At 70.5% G+C, this 17,566-nt stretch carries 18 protein-coding genes; 11 read left to right on the top strand and 7 right to left on the bottom strand.

Annotated features, from left to right (window positions below):
- The first annotated feature begins 58 nt into the window (after window positions 1–58).
- Window positions 59–730 carry a TetR/AcrR family transcriptional regulator gene (locus ACFO8M_RS14925; RefSeq protein ID WP_387976802.1) on the top strand — a complete coding sequence of 224 codons (672 nt, stop codon included), beginning with the start codon at window positions 59–61 and terminating at the stop codon, window positions 728–730.
- A 1-nt stretch (window position 731) separates the two neighbouring features.
- Here ACFO8M_RS14925 and ACFO8M_RS14930 read toward each other — a convergent pair whose 3' ends face one another.
- The 3 genes from ACFO8M_RS14930 to ACFO8M_RS14940 form a co-directional block, all read right to left on the bottom strand.
- The gene (locus tag ACFO8M_RS14930) at window positions 732–1,709 is read right to left on the bottom strand and encodes an NAD-dependent epimerase/dehydratase family protein (protein WP_387976805.1); all 978 of its coding nucleotides are present in this window, start codon (window positions 1,707–1,709) and stop codon (window positions 732–734) included.
- 116 nt (window positions 1,710–1,825) lie between these two features.
- Window positions 1,826–2,518: an SHOCT-like domain-containing protein gene (locus tag ACFO8M_RS14935; protein ID WP_387976808.1), complete on the bottom strand. Its 693-nt coding sequence runs from the start codon at window positions 2,516–2,518 to the stop codon at window positions 1,826–1,828.
- A complete protein-coding gene (locus ACFO8M_RS14940) occupies window positions 2,518–2,880 on the bottom strand; it encodes a DUF2089 domain-containing protein (RefSeq protein WP_387977453.1) in 363 nt (120 codons plus the stop codon). Before ACFO8M_RS14940 ends, ACFO8M_RS14935 begins: the two co-directional genes overlap by 1 nt.
- A gap of 203 nt (window positions 2,881–3,083) precedes the next feature.
- On the opposite strand from ACFO8M_RS14940, the gene ACFO8M_RS14945 reads away from it, so the two are divergent.
- From ACFO8M_RS14945 to ACFO8M_RS14985, 9 genes are all read left to right on the top strand, one after another.
- On the top strand, window positions 3,084–4,817 hold the full coding sequence (locus tag ACFO8M_RS14945) for a dihydroxyacetone kinase family protein (RefSeq protein WP_387976811.1): 1,734 nt from the start codon (window positions 3,084–3,086) through the stop codon (window positions 4,815–4,817).
- Window positions 4,802–5,257, top strand: a complete 456-nt coding sequence (locus tag ACFO8M_RS14950; protein WP_387976814.1) for a ribose-5-phosphate isomerase — start codon at window positions 4,802–4,804, stop codon at window positions 5,255–5,257. The genes ACFO8M_RS14945 and ACFO8M_RS14950 overlap by 16 nt, the downstream gene beginning before the upstream one ends.
- 1 nt (window position 5,258) lies before the next feature.
- Window positions 5,259–6,017 (top strand): triose-phosphate isomerase family protein, encoded by a 759-nt coding sequence (locus ACFO8M_RS14955; protein ID WP_387976817.1) that lies wholly within the window; start codon window positions 5,259–5,261, stop codon window positions 6,015–6,017.
- Between the two features lie 10 nt (window positions 6,018–6,027).
- Window positions 6,028–6,738, top strand: coding sequence for a GntR family transcriptional regulator (locus tag ACFO8M_RS14960; protein WP_387976819.1), 711 nt, complete (start codon window positions 6,028–6,030; stop codon window positions 6,736–6,738).
- 137 nt (window positions 6,739–6,875) lie between these two features.
- A complete protein-coding gene (locus tag ACFO8M_RS14965; RefSeq protein ID WP_387976822.1) occupies window positions 6,876–7,877 on the top strand; it encodes a 4-hydroxythreonine-4-phosphate dehydrogenase PdxA in 1,002 nt (333 codons plus the stop codon).
- A gap of 43 nt (window positions 7,878–7,920) precedes the next feature.
- Window positions 7,921–8,880, top strand: coding sequence for a tripartite tricarboxylate transporter substrate binding protein (locus tag ACFO8M_RS14970; protein WP_387976825.1), 960 nt, complete (start codon window positions 7,921–7,923; stop codon window positions 8,878–8,880).
- Window positions 8,877–9,428: a tripartite tricarboxylate transporter TctB family protein gene (locus ACFO8M_RS14975; protein ID WP_387976828.1), complete on the top strand. Its 552-nt coding sequence runs from the start codon at window positions 8,877–8,879 to the stop codon at window positions 9,426–9,428. Before ACFO8M_RS14970 ends, ACFO8M_RS14975 begins: the two co-directional genes overlap by 4 nt.
- Window positions 9,428–10,933 (top strand): tripartite tricarboxylate transporter permease, encoded by a 1,506-nt coding sequence (locus ACFO8M_RS14980; protein ID WP_387976831.1) that lies wholly within the window; start codon window positions 9,428–9,430, stop codon window positions 10,931–10,933. The genes ACFO8M_RS14975 and ACFO8M_RS14980 overlap by 1 nt, the downstream gene beginning before the upstream one ends.
- Window positions 10,930–11,889, top strand: coding sequence for a sugar phosphate isomerase/epimerase family protein (locus ACFO8M_RS14985; protein ID WP_387976833.1), 960 nt, complete (start codon window positions 10,930–10,932; stop codon window positions 11,887–11,889). Before ACFO8M_RS14980 ends, ACFO8M_RS14985 begins: the two co-directional genes overlap by 4 nt.
- Here the strand turns inward: ACFO8M_RS14985 and ACFO8M_RS14990 are convergent.
- Window positions 11,886–13,052: a trans-sulfuration enzyme family protein gene (locus ACFO8M_RS14990; RefSeq protein WP_387976836.1), complete on the bottom strand. Its 1,167-nt coding sequence runs from the start codon at window positions 13,050–13,052 to the stop codon at window positions 11,886–11,888. The two genes, ACFO8M_RS14985 and ACFO8M_RS14990, sit on opposite strands and share 4 nt — an antisense overlap.
- Before the next feature lie 143 nt (window positions 13,053–13,195).
- Here ACFO8M_RS14990 and ACFO8M_RS14995 point away from each other — a divergent pair, with 143 nt between their 5' ends.
- Window positions 13,196–13,645 (top strand): Lrp/AsnC family transcriptional regulator, encoded by a 450-nt coding sequence (locus tag ACFO8M_RS14995; RefSeq protein WP_387976838.1) that lies wholly within the window; start codon window positions 13,196–13,198, stop codon window positions 13,643–13,645.
- Between the two features lie 138 nt (window positions 13,646–13,783).
- Here the strand turns inward: ACFO8M_RS14995 and ACFO8M_RS15000 are convergent, their stop codons facing one another.
- The 3 genes from ACFO8M_RS15000 to ACFO8M_RS15010 form a co-directional block, all read right to left on the bottom strand.
- Window positions 13,784–14,731 carry a phosphotransferase gene (locus ACFO8M_RS15000; RefSeq protein WP_387976840.1) on the bottom strand — a complete coding sequence of 316 codons (948 nt, stop codon included), beginning with the start codon at window positions 14,729–14,731 and terminating at the stop codon, window positions 13,784–13,786.
- 178 nt (window positions 14,732–14,909) lie between these two features.
- The gene (locus ACFO8M_RS15005) at window positions 14,910–16,094 is read right to left on the bottom strand and encodes an ROK family transcriptional regulator (RefSeq protein ID WP_387976843.1); all 1,185 of its coding nucleotides are present in this window, start codon (window positions 16,092–16,094) and stop codon (window positions 14,910–14,912) included.
- Between the two features lie 111 nt (window positions 16,095–16,205).
- Window positions 16,206–17,438 (bottom strand): ROK family transcriptional regulator, encoded by a 1,233-nt coding sequence (locus tag ACFO8M_RS15010; RefSeq protein WP_387976846.1) that lies wholly within the window; start codon window positions 17,436–17,438, stop codon window positions 16,206–16,208.
- Window positions 17,439–17,566: the final 128 nt, after the last annotated feature.

The raw sequence follows: 17,566 nt of genomic DNA on the forward strand, positions 1-17,566 counted from the left end.
ACGTGCCTGCCAGGCCCGGGCCTATCGGGCCCGCAAGCGGACCCGGCCGGCCGTGCGCATGGAGCGCCCCTCGACGCTGACCCCGGCGCGGATCACCGCGGCCGCCATCGCACTCGCCGACACCGTTGGGCTGCAGGAACTCACGATGCGCCGTCTCGCCACGGCCCTCGGCGTCGCCACCATGAGCCTGTACCGGCACTTCGCCAACCGCGACGCGCTGATCCAGGCGATGACCGACACCGTCGCCGGGGAACTCGAACCCGGCGACCCCACGCTCGGCTGGCGCGAGCGCCTGGCCCATGAGGCCCGCGAGGAGTGGCGGCTCTACCGCCGCCACCCCTGGGTCCTCCAGGTCCTCGCGACCACCCGTCCGCCCTTGGGCCCCAACACCCTCGGCAACGTCGAGCGGTCACTGGAGGCGGCCGCCGCCGCCGGATTCCCGGTCGAGGCGGTCATGACCGTCTACCTGGCGGTCTCGGGCATCGTCCAGGGCATCGCGCTCCTGCCTGTCGCCGAACGCGTCGTCGCCCACGAGACCGGCCAGACCATCGAGGCATGGTGGGAGGCGCAGTCCGCCCGTCTGACCGAGCTGCTCGATCCCGCCGACTTCCCCCGCATCGTCCGACAGCCCGCCGGCGGCCCGTTCGCCGACTTCGACGCCGTCATCGAGTTCGCCCTGGACGCCCTGCTCACCGGCATCGAGGCCAGGCTCGAGCAAGGTAACCCCTAGGTCAGACCTTCAAGGGGTTCGGAGTCTCGAGCCGGCCGTTGTCGATGAGCCAGCGGAGGGATTCGAGGACGGCCTGCTCGGGTTCGTACGCGGGGGCGTATCCCAAGCGGGCCTTGGCCTTCTCGATGGTGAAGCACTGGCTGCGGTCGAGGTGTCCCCAGGAGGCGTCCGCGTGCTGCTCGGTGGTGTTCGCGCGGAACTCGTCCCAGGTCACCGGTTCCAGGGTCGCGGTCTGGCCGAACCATCCGGCGGCGATGTCGGCGTAGCCGCGGACGCTGAGCGCGGTGGGGGCGACGATGTTGAAGTCCTCGCCGGCGGCCGCGTCGCGGTTCTCGATCGCCTTCTCGAAGGCCTGCGCGACGTCGTCGGCGTGGACGTGGTGCATCATCTCGGTGCCGCTGCCGGGCACCTGGAGCGGTTGCCCCGCAGCGATGGCGGCCCACACGGCCGGGTCGAGGTTGCCGAGGGGGTTGATCGGGTGCCAGCCGGGGCCGACGATGTGCCCCGGGTGCAGGGTCGTGGTGACGAGCCCGCCGTTCGCGCTCTCCTGCTTCAGCATCCGCGCGATGCGGTCCTTCTCGACGCCGTACTCGTCGAGGGGCGCTTCGGCGGCGTCGCCGCCTTCGGCGATGGGCAGCTTGCGGCTCTTGCCGTACCGCCAGATGGAGCCGCAGTGCAGCAGGTGCGCGACGTTCCCGCGCAGCGCCTCGACGAGCGCGGTCGCCGACTCGTGGGTGAAGCACACCAGGTCGACGGCGACGTCGGGGCGGAGTCCGAGTACGGTCTCGCCGAAGAGCCCGTCGGCGTCCTGCTGCTCCCGGTCGGCGACGACCTGCTCCACCTGCTGCCACTCGGGTGCGTCGACATAGCTGGTGCTGGTGCCGCGACTGATGTTGACGACCTCGTGGCCCGCCCGGACCAGGCGGGGGACGAGGAAGGAGCCGATGTGGCCGGACCCGCCGACGACGACGATCTTCATGGTGGTTCTCCGTTCATGCGCGACGCGGCGAAGTGTACCGGTGCCGGAGCCGCCGGGAGGTGAACCGCCATCGCGCCTGTGCGCTCCACCAAACCCGGGCGACTCGCCGCCGGCACCTACTCACTGAAGATGCGCACCTGGGCATCGGGCTGGTCGATCTCGACGGTCACCTCGTCGAGGTGGTTTACGAGTTCTTCGAGCTCGTCGGGCTTGAGCTGGGTCAGGTCGAACGGCACGCCGTTCTTGGCCATCTCGGCGTTGGCCTTCTCGAGGGCCTGCGGCGGGACGAGGGCCGTCAGCCGGACGCCGGCGCGCAGGAGCGCCAGGGGGACGCGGATGTTGACCCGTCCCGGCTCGCCGTTGTCCATGGTGTCGATGACGAGCCGCAGGTACTTCGCCTTGCCTTTCGTTCGGGCGGAAGGGCTCTGCGTGGTCGGCTCGCCCGGCTCGATCGCGGCGATGAGCCGTTCGGCCTCGGTCGCGGTGATCTTGCCTTCGGCGAGCATGTCGAGGATGGCTTTGCGCTGTTCGTTCATTGGAGTGTCGCTTTCTAATCGGATGCTGACGAGGAAGGCCGTGCGGTCGTATTCGACGTCGAAACGGGTGCCGGGAAGTGCGGAGATGACGCGCCAGACGCCGCGGAGCGTCCGGAGCGAGTCGATGCGGTAGACGTAGCCGACCACGATCCCTCCCAGCAGGGCGAGGAGGAGGATCGGCGACAGCACGATCACGACCAGGAGCACGGGGACCCAGAGCCGGACGGTGCGGTGGTTCGGGCGCTTGACCCGGACGGTCACCAACTGGGGCATCACGTCGGGTCCTCCAGTTCGGACAGCGCCTCTTGCGCGGTGATCTCGCCGCGGCGCAGCCGCTCGATCACGTCGGCGCGCGAGGGCGCCGGGTCGGTGTCGACGAACTCGAGCACCTGCCCGATCCGGTTCAGCCGCGACTTGACGGTCGGGTAGCTCACCCCGAAGATCCGCTCCATCTCCTTGATGGAGCCGTGGCATCGCACGAACGCGGTGATGAAGATCTGATCCTCGACGTCGAGCTGCGCCAGCTGCGGCAGCTCGAACTCGCCTTCGATCGCGACGCCGTTGTCCGCCAGGCGAACCCGCTCGACGGTGAACCGCTGACCCCGCGTCAGGTTGGTCAGCTCCTGCCAATCCATTGCCTCATCTGCCATATATCAAGTTGTACTCGTGAGAATCTCAACTTTCAAGAGTCAGATCTTAATTTTCTTAAGGTCGAGCTTGATTTTCTTGAATGGGCAGACCGGCGGCCCGGTGGGTGGCATCGGGGGAGGTGCCTGACTTAAGCGGCACTCAAGATAGTCTGTATAATATATTAAATAGTAACGCTCGAGGAGGCGCGATGACGCGACTGTTCAACGACCCGGCGGCCTTCGCCGACGAGATGATCGAGGGGTTCGCCGCCGCCTCGGCGGCCTGGGTGCAACCCGTGCCCGGCGGGGTGGTGCGGTCCACGCGGGCCGCCGAACCCACCGTGGCCCTCGTGATCGGCGGCGGTTCCGGCCATTACCCCGCGTTCGGCGGGCTGGTCGGCGCGGGCCTGGCGCACGGCGCCGCCATGGGCAACCTCTTCGCCTCGCCCTCCGCGCAGCAGGTCCACTCGGTCGCGAAAACCGCCGACCAAGGCCGCGGCGTGCTGCTCAGCTACGGGAACTACGCGGGCGACGTCCTGCACTTCGACCAGGCCCAGGCCCGGCTCATCGCCGAGGGGCACGACGTCCGCACCGTGGTCGTCACCGACGACATCTGGAGCGCCCCGAGCGACCGGAAGGAACAGCGTCGCGGCATCGCCGGCGACCTGGCCGTCTTCAAGATCGCCGGGGCCGCCGCCGCAGCCGGATACGACCTCGACGGCGTCGAGCGGGTGGCGCGGCACGCGAACGAGCGCACGCGCTCCTTCGGCGTCGCGTTCACCGGCTGCACCCTCCCCGGCGCCCGTGCGCCGCTCTTCGAAGTACCGCCGGGGAAGATGGCCGTCGGCCTCGGCATCCACGGCGAACCGGGCATCGACGTGGTCGACGTCCCGACCGCCGACGAGCTCGCCGCGTTGTTCGTGGAAGGACTGCTCAAGGAAGCCCCCGCAGGCGCGGGCACGCGAGTCGTCCCGCTGCTCAACGGCCTCGGCGGCGTCAAGTACGAGGAACTCTTCGTCGTCTACCGCGCCGTGCGCCGGCTCCTCGCCGAACGCGGCCTCCACGTCGTCGAACCCGAGGTCGGCGAACTCTGCACCAGCTTCGACATGGCCGGCTGCTCGCTCACCCTGCTCTGGCTCGACGACGAACTCGAACGCCTGTGGGCCGCGCCCGCCGACGCCCCTGCCTACCGCAAAGGCGCAGTCCCGCAACAGGAACGCGTCGACGTGCCGACCCAGGCGGAAGCCGACGCCGCCATTGCCTCAGGCAGTGCCGAATCCCAGCGGACCGCCGCGCTCGTCGGGATCGCCCTCGACGCCATGGTCGACGCGATCGACACGGCGGCAGACGAACTCGGACGCCTCGACTCGATCGCCGGGGACGGCGACCACGGCATCGGCATGCGGCGCGGCGTGCACGCCGGCCGCGACGCCGCCCAAGCGGCCATCGCCGCCGGAGCCGGCGCGGGCACGACCCTCACCGCCTGCGCCGACGCATGGAGCGACAAAGCGGGCGGCACCTCCGGCGCCATCTGGGCCGCCATGCTCCGCGAACTCGGCGCGAGCCTCGGCGACGACGCCGCACCCACCCGAACCGACGTGGCCCAAGGCTGCTCGCGCGCCCGCGACGCCGTCATGGCCTTCGGCAAGGCGCAAGTGGGGGACAAGACCATGGTCGACGCCATCGTCCCCTTCGCCGACACCCTCACCGCGGGCGTCGCGCGCGGCGACACTCTCACCGAAGCCTGGTCGCAAGCCGCACTCGCGGCCCAGACCGCCGCCGACCGCACCGCCGACCTGGCCGCGTCCCTCGGCCGCGCCCGCTCGCACGGCGACCGGTCCATCGGCACCCCCGACCCCGGCGCGATCTCGTTCGCGCTGCTCACCCGGACCGTCGAAGCGGTCCTCACCGAATCCCAGGAGCAACCATGCAGTGGCGCTTGATCATCGGCAGCGACGACGCCGGCTTCGACTTCAAGGAGACCGTCAAACGGGACCTCGAGCAGAGCGAACAGGTCGCGAGCGTCATCGACGTCGGCGTCGCCGCCGACGGCCACACCCCCTACCCCACGGTCGCGGTCGAAGCCGCCGAACGCATCGCCCGCGGCGAAGCCGACCGCGCCATCCTGTTCTGCGGCACCGGACTCGGCGTGGCCATCGCCGCCAACAAGGTCCCCGGCATCCGCGCGGTCACCGCGCACGACTCCTTCTCGGTCGAGCGTTCGATCCTCTCCAACGACGCCCAGATCCTGTGCATGGGCCAGCGCGTCGTCGGCATCGAGCTGGCGCGGCGCCTCGCGAAGGAATGGCTCACCTACACCTTCGACGAGACCAGCGGCTCCAAGGCCAAGGTCGACAGCATCCGCGCCTACGAAGGCCGCTGAAATGCCACTGCTCATCGGCACCAGCCTCAAGCTCTACTTCGGACGCGAGCGCACCAGCACATGGAGCCGCGCCGTGATCGAGGACTGCCGGACGCACCCGGCGGTGTCGGAAGGCCGCGTCGAACCGTTCATCGTGCCGAGTTTCCTCTCCATCCCCGAGGTCGCCGCGCTGGCCGAGGGCACGCCGGTGCTCGTGGGCGCGCAGGACGTGCACTGGGAGGAGGGCCCTTACACCGGCGAGGTGTCGGCCCCGCAGTTGCGCGACTTCGGTGCGACGCTGGTCGAGATCGGCCACGCCGAGCGCCGCCGCCTGTTCGGCGAGACCGACGAGACGGCCGCGCGGAAGGTGCGCGCCGTGCTCGCCGCGGGGCTGGTGCCGCTGCTGTGCGTCGGTGAGACCGAGCGCGGTTCGGCCGCGGCAGCGGCGCTCGCCGGGATCACGCAGCTCGCGGCGTCGCTCCGCCTCGCGCTGGAGGACGGCTTGAGCGGTCGCGTGATCGTGGCGTACGAGCCGGTGTGGGCGATCGGCGTGGCCGAACCGGCGCCGGATGCCCACATTCGCGCCGTTTGCACCGCGTTGCGGATCGAGCTCGATCGCGCGGGCTTCGCCGCCGACTCGGCCGTCATCTACGGCGGCAGCGCGGGGCCCGGCCTGCTCGGGCGGATCGCGCCTGCGGCCCAAGGGCTCTTCCTTGGGCGCTCGGCACATGACCCGCGGGCGATGCGCCGTATCCTCGATGAAGCACTGGAACTGACATAGGAGGCCGTACGTGACGAGTCTGCCGCTCGGACGCGTCGTCGAGCGCGAACGCCGCGCCCTGCGAGACCGGGTCTACGACCGCGTCCTCGAGATGCTCCTCAAAGGAGAGGTCGAATCCGGCACGCGGCTCTCGCCCGAGTCCATGGCCAAGCTGCTGGACGTCTCGCCGACGCCGGTGCGCGAGGCGATGGTGCAGCTCGAACGCACCGGTCTGGTCACCCGTGAGGCGCTGCGCGGCTACCGCGTCGCGCCGCCTCTCGACGAAGCGCAGCTCGCCGAACTGTACGAGGCCCGGATCATGCTGGAGACCACGGCGACCCGGGCGGCGGCGGCCGAGGCCGACAAGGTCGTGCCCGCCCTGCGCTTGGCGCACGAGCGGCACCGCCGCGCGAGCGAGGCCGTGGTGGAGGCGCACGGGCACGGTGACGTGCCGATCGAGCTGACGCACGACTACTTCCGCGCCGACACCGATTTTCATCTGGTTCCGCTTGAGCACCTGGGCAACCGGTACATCCGCGGGATGTACGAGGACCTGGGCGCGCTCACCCACCGGATGCGCCAGTTGGCGCTGCGCGGTCCCGACGACGTGCACGAGGCGGTCGCCGAGCACGAGGCGATCCTCGCCGCGTTCGAGAGCGGCGACGAAGCGGCCTGCGAGGCCGCGATGCGCGCGCACATCGAGAACGCGCGGGACCGTTCCCTTCGGCACGGCACCGACTAGCACTCAAGCCCCGCCCGTTACGAAATCGTTTCGAGCAAGGCTTGTCTTGCCTGACTATAGAATATATTATCTTTGATATCGAGCAAGTAGGCTCCCGGCACGACGACGTGGCCCACCTGGGCAGAGAGCAGGAAACGATGGCTGATCTGCTACCCCGGATCGCACTGACGCTCGGCGACCCGGGCGGGATCGGACCCGAGCTTGTCGCACGACAGCTCGCTCGGCCCGACACTACCTCCCGGGCCGAGATCTACCTCGTCGGCGACGAGCGGGAGCTCCTGGACGCCCAGGCCGACGCCGGCGTCGAGTTCGCCTGGAGCACCGAGCCCGGCCAGGGCCTGCCCGTGCTCGTCGACAACGGCGCGGCCCGCCCGAGCGAGGCGTTCGAACGCAAGGCCGCGACCCGCGAAGGCGGCCGGTGGGCCATGGCGAACCTGCGGCGCGCGCTCGAACTCTCCAAGGACGGCGTCTGCGACGCGATCCTCTTCGCCCCGCTCAACAAGGCCTCGCTCCACCTCGCCGGGATGACCGAGAACGACGAGATGAGCTGGTTCGAGACGGTGCTCGACGACGGCACCCGCGCGACCGAGCTCAACATCCTTCCCGAGCTCACCACCGGCCGCGTCACCTCGCACTGCCCGCTCTCCGAGGTGGCCGCGGGCATCACCCGCGAGCTCATCGTCGAGCGCTACAAGCTGCTCGAAGGCGTCCTGATCGCGCGCGGCGTCGAAAGCCCGCGCATCGGCGTCTGCGCCCTCAACCCGCACGCAGGGGAGAACGGCGCGTTCGGCCGCGAGGAGATCGACATCATCCGGCCCGCCGTCGCCGACCTCAAGGCCGCCGGCCACGCCGCCGAAGGGCCCTTCCCGAGCGACACCATCTTCGTGCTGGCCCGCCGCGGCGATTTCGACGGCGTCCTCACGATGTACCACGACCAAGGCCAGATCGCGATGAAGCTCCTCGGCTTCGACCGCGGCGTGACGATGGCGGGCGGCCTCTCCGTCCCCGTCTGCACTCCCGCGCACGGCACCGCGTTCGACCTGGTCGGCACCCGCTCCGCCAGCACCGGGGCTTACGAACACGCCTTCGACGCCGCCGTCGGCGTCGGCACGCAGGCCCGGGCCGCTGCCCGCGCCTGAGCCTGCAACCCATCAGATCCCCTCCGCCAGAAGGAAAATGACAATGAAGTCGAGCAAGATCCTCGCCGCGTCCCTCGTCGGCGTCACCGCACTGTCCCTCGCCGCCTGCTCCGGCACCAGCGCCGGAGGCGGCACGTTCCGCGCCGCCAACACGACCATGATCGTGCCGTTCGCCGCGGGAGGCGGTTCCGACGTCTCCGGTCGCACTGTGGCCCAAGGCCTCGAGGCCGCCACCGGCGTCAACATCACCGCCGAGAACCGCGAAGGCGGCAACGGCGCGGTCGGCTACTCCTACTTCCTCGGCCGGCAGGGCGACGGCAACACGCTCCTGGCCGCCGAGACCTCGCTGCTGACGCTGCCGATCGCGCAGGACGTCGAGTTCGACCACACCTCGTTCACGCCGATCATGAAGCTCGGCGACGACTACACGCTCATGGTGGTGCGCGACGACTCGCCTTACACCACTTGTGATCAGGTGGTCGAGGCCGCGAAGAGCGAGCGCGTCGTCGCCGCCGTCTCCGGCTCCGTGAGCCTCGACGAGGTCGTGTTCTCCATGGTGGAGCAGGACCAGGGCGTCGAGTTCGACCGCGTCCCTTACGAAAGCGGCGGCGAGGTCGTCGCGGGTCTGCTCGGCGAGCAGGTCGACATCGCCTCGCTCAACCCGAGCGAGGTGGTCGGCCAGCTCGAGTCCGGCGACATGCGCGCGCTGTGCGCTTTCTCGGAGGAGCGCTACGAATACGAGGAGCTCGCCGACATCCCCACCGCGACCGAGCAGGGCATCGACGTGGCCTTCGCGCAGTTCCGCGGCTTCATCGCCCCCGGCGGCATCCCTGACGACGCGACCACGTTCTGGATCGACGCCGCCGAAGAGTTCGCCGGGTCCGCGGAGTACCAGGCCTACATCGAGGACAACTACATGCAGCCGAACATCGCCTACGGCGACGAGTTCGCCGACTACCTCGGCACCGCGTCCACCGAGCTCGAAGCGGTGTTCGAGCAGTGAGCGGCACGCTTCGCAACGCCAGGGTCGCGGCCTCCGCGGTCCTGGCGGCCATCGGCGCCGCCGCCTGCGTCGCCGGGTACGGCTACGGCCTGGAAACCGAGGACGGCACGGTCGGCGCGGGCCTCCTGCCCGCCGCCACCGGCGCGATCATCGCCGTCCTCGCCCTGGTCGACCTCGCCCAGCAGCTGATCGCGGCCCGCCGCGCCACGGCTGCGAGCAGCACGGATGAAGCCGGCACGGTTGAAGCCGATGCTGCCGAAGCCGACACTGAGGACGACGGCACCGACGTGCTCGGTCGCAGCCCGCGGCAGCGCAACCGCAACCTCGCGGTCGTCGTCGCCTTCGTCTTCGCCGCCGCGCTGCTCGTGCCGCTCATCGGCCTCCTGCTCTCCATGGGGCTCTTGATCCTCGCGATCACGATCGGCGTCGAACGGATGAAGCCGCTCTCGGCGATCAGTGTCACGGCCATCGCCCTCGCGTGCGTCTGGCTGGTCTTCGCCCTGGGGCTGCGCGTGCCCTTCCCGACCGGACTCCTGGGGGTCGTCTGATGTTCGACAACCTCCTGCTCGGATTCCAGACCGCGCTGACCTGGGAGAACCTCGTCTGGTGCTTCGTCGGGGTCCTGCTCGGCACGGTCATCGGCCTGCTGCCCGGCCTCGGCTCGACCACCGGCGTGGCCGTCCTGCTCCCGCTGACATTCACGTTCGAACCCGTCACCGCGCTCATCATGCTGGCCGGCATCTACTACGGCGCGCAGTACGGCGGCACGATCACCTCGGTCCTCATCGCCACACCGGGCGAGGCCGCGAGCGTGGTGACCACCATCGACGGCTACCAGATGGCGAAGCAGGGCAGAGCCGGTGCGGCCCTTGCGGTCGCGGCGATCGGCTCGTTCATCGCCGCCATCATCTCCCTGGCCCTCCTCATGGGGCTCGCGCCACCGCTGGCAGGCCTGGCCCTGGAGTTCGGCCCGGCCGAGAACCTCGCGATCATGATCCTCGGCCTGATCATCGTGGTCTCGTTCCAAGGCGGCGCGTTCGTGCGCGGCGCCCTCATGGCCATGGTCGGCCTGTTGATCTCCACAGTGGGCATCGCGGCCGGCTCCGGCGAGGCCCGCTTCACCTTCGGCAACGTCGACCTGCTCTCGGGCATCCCGTTCGTGGAGGTCATGATCGGCCTGTTCGCGCTCGGTGAGGTGTTCCACCAGATCCGCATGGGCGCCGAGAAGCCCATCCGGGCGCGCTTCCGGGACATGGTCATCACCCGCAAGGACGTCACCCGGAGCATGCCCGCGATCCTGCGCGGCTCCGGCATCGGGTTCTTCCTCGGCATGCTGCCCGGCGCAGGATCCACATTGGCCTCGTTCATGTCATACGGCATCGAACGCCGCGTGAGCCGCAACCGGGCCAACTTCGGCAAGGGCGCCATCGAAGGCGTCGCCAGCCCCGAATCGGCCAACAACGCCGCGGCCAACGCGAACTTCGTGCCGACGCTGGCGCTCGGCATCCCCGGCGGTGCCACGACCGCGGTCCTCTTGGGCGCCTTCACGATCTACGGCCTCCAGCCCGGCCCGCTGCTGTTCGAGCAGCAGCCGGACCTCGTGTGGGGCCTGCTCGTGTCGTTCTTCATCGGCAACGTGCTGCTCCTGGTGCTCAACCTGCCGCTCGCGCCGGTGTTCGCCCAGATGCTCCGCATCCCGTACGGCTACCTGTACCCGCTCATCATCCTCACCTCGTGCATCGGGGCGTACTCGGTGAGCAACAACATGTTCAGCGTCTGGGTGGTGCTCATCTTCGGCGTCATCGGGTTCGTCCTCAAGGAGCTCGACCTCCCGATCGCGCCGCTCGTGCTCGGGCTGGTGCTCGGCCCGCTGTTCGAGAAGGCGCTGGTGCAGACCAGCGCGGTCGGCGAGGGCAGCCTCGCCGTCGTGTTCACGCGCCCGCTCGCGGTCGGGATCCTGGCGTGCGCGGTCGCGCTGGTCGCCCTGCCGCGCATCGCCGGGGCGCTCATGAAGGGCCGCAAGGCGAACGAGAAGGAAAGCGTGAAGCAGTGACACACCACGCCGAGGCCCCGTCGGAAGCGGGGGAGCAGTTCGTCGCCGAGACCTGGCCGATCGCCACGTGCATGCACGGGTTCCCCGTGGTCGGCACCGACGGCGTCGCGTTCCAGGACGCGCCCGCCGAGGTCTGGGACGACGTCTTCGCGCAGATCGAGGAGGTCGGCTTCACGCTCGCGGAGCTCCCGGACGACCGGATCCGCCCCGCGGAGTTCGACCCGGCCCGGCGCGACGAGTTCCTGGCGATCGCGGCCGCGCACGGGGTGCGGATCCCGAGCGTCCACGTGCAGCGGCGCAGCGTGGTCTGGCCGGGCCGGGGGGAGGAGAACCTCGCGTACGCGCACAAGACGATCGACGCCGCCGCCGAATGGGGCGCGGAGGTCTTCTCGACCGGCCTGCACCGTCCCTTCACCGAGGCGCAGCGGCGGGCGCTGTGGTTCTGGACCGCCCAGGGCCCCAAGGACCCTGACGATCCGGAGATGTGGCGGACCGCGGTCGAGCGCCTGCGGGAGCTGGGCCGCCACGCCGCCGAGGTCGGGTTGCAGATGTCCTTGGAGATGTACGAGGACACCTATCTCGGCACGGCCGACAGCGCGGTGCGCCTGGTCGAGGAGATCGGCCTCGACAACGTCGGCCTCAATCCCGATGTGGGCAACCTGGTGCGGCTGCACCGCCCGGTCGAGGACTGGCGGGAGGTGTACGCGAAGACGCTGCCGTACACCAATTACTGGCACGTCAAGAACTACACGCGCGACGAGGCCGCCGACGGCTCGCAGGTGAGCGCCGTGCCCACGTCGCTGGAGCTCGGCCTCATCAACTACCGCCAGGTGGTGCGCGACGCCGTGAAGCTCGGCTTCCGCGGCATCTTCCTGATGGAGCACTACGGCGGCGACTCGCTCGGAGTGTGCGCGACGAACCGGCGCTACCTGCGCACGCTCCTGCCGAAGGGCTAGATCGCTCGATCGAGGTCGGCGATCAGGTCCTCAGGGGCTTCGAGGCCGATCGAGAGCCGGACCAGGCTCTCGGCGGGGCGTGCCTCGGGCGTCACCGGCCGATGCGTCAGGGCCGCGGGGTGCTGGATCAAGGAGTCCACGCCGCCAAGGGAAACGGCGTGGGTGAACAGCCGCACCGCGGACGTGACGTGCGCGGCCCGCTCGTAGCCGCCGCGCAGATCGACCGCGATCATCGCCCCGGTGCCCTTCATCTGGCGGCCGAGGAGCCCGTGCGGGTCCTCGGAGATCCCGGGATAGTGGACGCGGGCCACGCCGGGGTGGGTCTGCAGCCATGCGGCGATCTGCTGGGCGTTCGCCTGCTGGGCGCGCACCCGGATCGGCAGCGTCGTCAGTCCCCTGTGGAGTAGATAGGCGCCGAGCGGGTGGAGCAGGCCGCCCGTGACGGCCCGGACCCGGCGCAGCGCGGCCGCGAGCTCGTCGCCGCAGGCGATCACGCCCGCGATGACGTCGCCGTGGCCGCCGAGGTACTTCGTGGCGCTGTGGAGCACCATCGCGGCGCCCAGGTCGACGGGGTTCTGGAGCACCGGCGTGGCGAAGGTGTTGTCCACGAGCACCGGGACGTCGCCGGCGGCCTCGACGACCGCGCGGATGTCGACCAGGTCGAGCGTCGGGTTCGCGGGCGTCTCGAGCACGACCATCGCCGTGTCGGGCCGGATCGAGGCCGCGACCTCCGTTGATGCGCAGAAGGTCGTCTCGGTCCCGAGCAGGCCCGAGGACAGCAGGTGGTCGGTCCCGCCGTAGAGCGGGCGGACCGCCAGCACGTGGCGGCGGCCGGTCCCGTTCGTGGTCGCGAGGATCGCGGCGGTCATCGCCGCCATGCCCGAGCCGAACGCCACCGCGGCCTCCGCGTGCTCGAGACTGGCCAGCGCCGACTCGAACCGCGCCACTGTCGGGTTCCACAGCCGCGCGTACACCGCCCCGCCTTCGGCGGTGGGCGTGCCGCCGGATGCCATGGCCTCGTAGGAGAGTCCGCCCGCCTCGATGCTCGGCAGGGGATTGGTGGAGGACAGGTCGATGGGCAGGGCGTGGACGCCGAGCTCCGCCAGGTCGTCACGGCCGGCGTGAACGGCGACGGTATCGAGTTGCAGCCTGAGCGAAGTCATGCCCAGACTTTAAGCAGAACCACAACCACCTGCAATACTGGATGTGGAAGTCCCTTTCATTTGCCGAAATCAGTGTGGATTCCTCGATGGGAGCGTTCATGGCGGACGGGCAGTCGAAGAAAACGCAACCGTCAACGGGGGCGTTGGACGGCACTGACCTGGCGATCCTCGCGGCGCTCGTCGAGGACGGCCGGATGACCAACGCCGCGCTGGCGGCCCGGGCCGGCGTCGCCGAGTCGACCTGCGCGTACCGGCTGCGCGCGCTGCGCGAGTCCGGGGTCCTCGCGGGCATCCGCGCCCGGCTCAATCCCGAGGCCCTCGGCCGCCCGCTCCACGCGATCATCAAGGTCCGCTTGGGAAGCCACAGCCGTCAGCACGTCCACAACCTCTACGACAGGCTGGTCGAAATCCCAGGCGCCATGGCGGTCTTCCACGTCGGCGGGGACGACGACTTCCTGCTGCATGTGGCGGTGGCGGGCCCGGAGGCGCTGCGCGACCTCATCCTGGAGCACGTCACGGTGCACCAGGTCGTGCGGCAGACCGAGACCCAGCTGGTGTTCGAGGTCCGCGAGGGCCGCGGCGTCCTGCCCTAGTCCGGCATCGCGATACGGCAGGCCCGGTCCCTACCAGCGGGTGTCGGGGTGACGGGAGTTGGTGCGGTGCCCCGTATCCCGCCACTCAGTTCAGCGCTGGTTCTGTGTACTGCCCCGGAGACCCCTGGAGCGCCTTGCTCAACCGGGCGTGTCTTGATCCGGCACGGGCATTGGCAGACCGAGGGCCGCTGCCAGCCACTTCAGGTTGATCGACGCGAGGTCGATGAACACGCGACGGAGCCAATCCGGCTGCTCGCTCACACAGGCGCGTTGCAGCGACGGCCCTGCAAGCCTCGCGATGAGGGGTGCGGGTTCGGTGCACACCTGCCATGGCGGCGGACCACCCTCCAGGTGAAGCGTGGGGAGCAGCTGCACGAGGTCGTGCAACTCGTGGCCGGCGCCGGCGTGCGACCAGTCGACGAGGCGACCTTCGCGCTCGCCGGCGTTGCCGAGGATGCACAGGTTGTCGCTGCGGAAGTCGCCGTGCACCAGGTATCCACCGAGCTCGAGAGCGGTGTCCGCCTCTCCATCGACAGCGGTCAGGGTCTCGGCATTCGCCTCGAGCCAGCCGGGGATGACGACACCGGCATCGACGAGCCGGTCGGCCAGCTCGATGACACGCGGCCACTGTGGTCCCGGCCAGCTGGCAGTCTGCGGCAGCTCGGCAGGCAACGGCACTCGGCGCAAACGGTCGAGCGTGCGGCGGAGAACGTCGATGTCGCCGGGTCGCCAGACCGTCGACGTCCCGCCGCTCGGATTCTCGGCGCCGGCCGCAGGCCAGTACGCGGCGGACAGGTCCTCCGTCACCAGCAACGGCAGTCCGGTGCCGTCGTCCTGCCAGAGGAGAATCTCGGGGGAGAGGCTGGTGCCGCGCAGGTGATCGAGGATCCGGTGCTCGTTGCGCAGCCAGCCCGCAGTCGCTTCGGTCGTCGCCCCTTTGACGAACGCGGCGCTGCCGTCGCTGAACGTGACGACGAGCCGGTCCGCACCCGACAGCCCGAAATCAGGTGCACGCCAGGCCGCCGCGGTCTTGCCGAGCAGCGATCCGACCGTCCCGGCGATCACAGGCGTTTCGGCAGCTGTCACCCCCTAGGTATAGCAGGCATCTTCGATGCGCCGGCACCAGCACCGGTCGCGCCGAGGGCACCGCCCGCGACATCGTCGAGGAACTCACCGAAACACGCCCCTAGACCTGCCAGGGGGTAGGTGAGAGCCGCGGGGAGCAGCGTCTCCCCGCCGCGGCTTTCCACTTGCGCGCCAATTACTAGGAGGCCGCGTCGCGCTCTCTGAGACCGGAGGATTCGAGGTAGTTCCGCAGGACCATCGCGGCACCGCCGATGGCCGGGGCCTGGGAGACGTCGGGGGCGAGCTCAACGCGGACACTGTGGACCTGCCGCATGAACACGGACCGGTCGAGGACCTCCTGGATCGCGTCCCGGTAGAGCGTGCCGAGATCGGCGAAGGCCCGCCCGGCGAGCACGACCCGCCCGACGTCGAACATGTTCACCAGCGACACGGTGCCGACCGCGAGCACCTGCGCCGAGGCGGCGATGATCTCGGCCGCGTCCGGATCGCCCGCGAGCGCGGCCCGGCCGATCAGCATGAAGGCGTCGAGCTGATCGGCGGCGAGCCCGAGCCGTTCGAGCAGTCCGGGGCGCGCCTCGGCGTTGCGCACGACCGCGTTTGGCCCGCCGACGATTTCGAGGCAGCCGCGGTTGCCGCAGCCGCAGTGCTCACCGAAGGCGTCGACGGAGATGTGCCCGAGCTCGACGCCGTTCGAGGTCACGCCGCGGTAGGGGAAGCCGTCGAGGATGACGCCGGAGCCGATGCCGCCCGACATGTAGACGACCGCGAAACTCGAGGACGCGCTGCCCTGCGCCTGGACGCCGAGCCCGGCGGCCGTGGCGTCGTTCTCGATCCTGACCGGCAGACCCGTCGCCGCCGCCAGCTCGGCCGCGAGCGGATATCCGCGCCACGCGGGCGCCGGGTACTCCGTGAGCAGGACGCCCGCCTCGCGGTCCTGCGGCCCGTGGGTCGCGAGCCCGATGCCGAGCACACCATCACGTGGGACTCCCGAATCCTCAAGCAGCGCTTCGATTCTCGCGGCGTAGTCGAGGAGCACGGCGCCCGGGTCCCGGTCGCCGGAGCCCGGCATCGCCGTCTGGGCCACGACGCGCCCGGCGAGGTCGACGACGACGCCGACCGCGGTGTACCGGTCGAACTGGACGCCGACCATGTGGCGCGCATCCGGTTGGAGTTCGAGGAGCCGCCGCGGCGTGCCCCGCGTCGAGCGGGCCGTCCCGACCTCGTGCACGAGGCCCAGCGCCATGAGCCGGCGCACGGCGTGCGTCATCGTCGCCTGCGTCAAGCCCGTGGCCTCGGCCAACTCGACCCGGCTGACGGTGGTCCGCTCCCGGATGAGGTCGAGCACCACGGCCAGCGTGGACATGCGCGTGTCCGAGCCGAACGCCCTCAATACGACCTCCTGAGACTGGGCTTGCCGAAACCGGGCCGCCTGAGCGAGGCGACCGATCCGCACCACCATACTGGCAACGCGAGATCACCCTGATCCGATTTCGGCCGCACGCGGGGGCCGGCGGACGTCCACGGGCATGGTGCGCAGGACGTGGAGCGCCCCGCCGATGGCCGCGGCGGTCTCCACATTGGTGGCCAGGTGCACGCCGGGGCGGCTCAGCGCGCGGGAGAGCGCGCGCTGCTCGAGCTCGGCGGCCACATGCCGCCGGTAGAGCGGGCCCGCGGTGGCGAAGGCCGGACCGGCGAGCACGACCGTGTCGAGGTCGAAGAGGTTGACGAGGGTGACGGCGGCCCGTCCGATCCATTGCGCGGACCGCTCCAGCAGTTGGGTGGCGTCGCGGTCGCCGGTGCGCCAGGCGCGCGCGAGGCGCTCGAAGTCGGCGAGCGTGTCGTCGGGATCGCCCCGGATGCCGAGCCGCACCGCGAGCGCGGGGTCGGCGAGTGCCCCCTCGATCACCGCGCGCGGCCCCGCTTCCGCTTGCGCGCAGCCGCGATTGCCGCACAGGCAGGGCGCGAGCCCGCCGCCGAGGGCGATGTGGCCGATCTCCACGGCGTTCGAGGCCCGGCCGCGGTAGCTCTCGCCGTCGACGACGACGCCGCCGCCGATGCCGGAGGCCATGTAGACGAGCCCGAAGGTGTCGGTCGGGACCGACCCGGCCCACTGCTCGCCGAAGGCCGCCGCCGTGGCGTCGTTCTCCAGCAGCACCGGGATGCCGAGCCGGTCCGCGAGCGTCCGCGTGAGCGGGAATTCGAGCCAGGCCGGGTCGGGCTGGGCGGTGAGCAGCACGCCGCGCTCGCGGTCCTGCGGGCCGTGGGTGACGAGCCCGGTGCCGAGCACCCGGTCGTGCGCGATCCCGTTGCGCTGCAAGAGCGCCGTGACGTTTTCGACGAGGGCCGCCACGGTCGCCTCGGGGCCGCTGCCGCCCGATCCGCGCAGGCTCGCGTCGGCGATGCGGGTCCCGGCGAAGTCGAGCACGACGATCGTGGTGGTGGTCCGGTCGACCTGGATGCCGACGGCGTGCCAGGCACGCGGGTCGAGTTCGAGGAGCCGCCGGGGCTGACCGCGGCCCCTCTGGTGGCCGCGCCCGATCTCGTGGACGAGCCCGGCGTCGATGAGTCGGCGCACGGTGTTGGTGATGGTCGCGGGGGTCAGTCCGGTGCGTTCGGCCAGCTCAACGCGGCTGAGGGTGCCCTGCGTGCGCAGCAGATCGAGCATGCGGCCGGCCGTCGTGGCGCGGCCGGAGCCGGCAGTGGCCATGCGGCGGTCCTCCTCGGCGTGGTCTCGATCTTCTTCTTGACACGTTTAATTTAACGAGTTAATAATAAACGCGGCGCCCGGAGTGGACGCCACCCCTCCCGTCCCGTGGACGCCCCGTCCACGGCCTG

This window comes from Glycomyces rhizosphaerae, assembly GCF_042647865.1.
GTDB classification, from domain to species: domain Bacteria; phylum Actinomycetota; class Actinomycetes; order Mycobacteriales; family Micromonosporaceae; genus Glycomyces; species Glycomyces rhizosphaerae.

Excerpts from the sequence above, each read along its gene's own strand:
- ACFO8M_RS15010 (WP_387976846.1), bottom strand. The coding sequence starts at position 17,438 with ATGGCCACTGCCGGCTCCGGCCGCGCCACGACGGCCGGCCGCATGCTC.
- ACFO8M_RS14950 (WP_387976814.1), top strand. The coding sequence starts at position 4,802 with ATGCAGTGGCGCTTGATCATCGGCAGCGACGACGCCGGCTTCGACTTC.
- ACFO8M_RS14945 (WP_387976811.1), top strand. The coding sequence starts at position 3,084 with ATGACGCGACTGTTCAACGACCCGGCGGCCTTCGCCGACGAGATGATC.
- ACFO8M_RS15005 (WP_387976843.1), bottom strand. The coding sequence starts at position 16,094 with ATGTCCACGCTGGCCGTGGTGCTCGACCTCATCCGGGAGCGGACCACC.
- ACFO8M_RS14930 (WP_387976805.1), bottom strand. The coding sequence starts at position 1,709 with ATGAAGATCGTCGTCGTCGGCGGGTCCGGCCACATCGGCTCCTTCCTC.
- ACFO8M_RS14980 (WP_387976831.1), top strand. The coding sequence starts at position 9,428 with ATGTTCGACAACCTCCTGCTCGGATTCCAGACCGCGCTGACCTGGGAG.
- ACFO8M_RS14990 (WP_387976836.1), bottom strand. The coding sequence starts at position 13,052 with ATGACTTCGCTCAGGCTGCAACTCGATACCGTCGCCGTTCACGCCGGC.
- ACFO8M_RS14940 (WP_387977453.1), bottom strand. The coding sequence starts at position 2,880 with ATGGATTGGCAGGAGCTGACCAACCTGACGCGGGGTCAGCGGTTCACC.
- ACFO8M_RS14965 (WP_387976822.1), top strand. The coding sequence starts at position 6,876 with ATGGCTGATCTGCTACCCCGGATCGCACTGACGCTCGGCGACCCGGGC.
- ACFO8M_RS14970 (WP_387976825.1), top strand. The coding sequence starts at position 7,921 with ATGAAGTCGAGCAAGATCCTCGCCGCGTCCCTCGTCGGCGTCACCGCA.
- ACFO8M_RS14935 (WP_387976808.1), bottom strand. The coding sequence starts at position 2,518 with ATGCCCCAGTTGGTGACCGTCCGGGTCAAGCGCCCGAACCACCGCACC.
- ACFO8M_RS14955 (WP_387976817.1), top strand. The coding sequence starts at position 5,259 with ATGCCACTGCTCATCGGCACCAGCCTCAAGCTCTACTTCGGACGCGAG.
- ACFO8M_RS14925 (WP_387976802.1), top strand. The coding sequence starts at position 59 with ATGGAGCGCCCCTCGACGCTGACCCCGGCGCGGATCACCGCGGCCGCC.